Source organism: Erythrobacter sp. SN021 (assembly GCF_021864455.1).
In genome coordinates this window covers 1-284 of record NZ_JAKKUW010000231.1, presented here as the reverse complement: position 1 = coordinate 284, position 284 = coordinate 1, and the positions used below count along the sequence as shown (strand labels likewise).

The window sequence follows — 284 nt, the reverse complement described above, 5'->3', positions numbered from 1 at the left end:
AACGTTTTGCTAATACTTCCAACCCGAAAGAAATAACTGACGAGATTGCACTTAATCCAGCCCATTTTGCTAATCGGAAACCAAGAGAGGTACTGTCAACCATCGCGCATGAAATGGTACATCTGTGGCAACACCACTATGGTTCACCACCGCGAAAGGGCTACCATGATAAACAGTGGGCTGCGAAAATGCACGAAATTGGCCTTATTCCAACTGACACGGGTGAGATAGGTGGCAAAGAAACCGGACAGAAAGTAACACATCTTATTGAAGAGAATGGTCGC

Annotated in this window: 1 protein-coding gene; it reads left to right on the top strand. The window is 45.4% G+C overall.

Annotated features, from left to right (window positions below; translation table 11 throughout):
• The coding region (locus L5849_RS15700; protein ID WP_236926299.1) for a SprT-like domain-containing protein at positions 1 to 284 on the top strand (284 nt) is incomplete at both ends.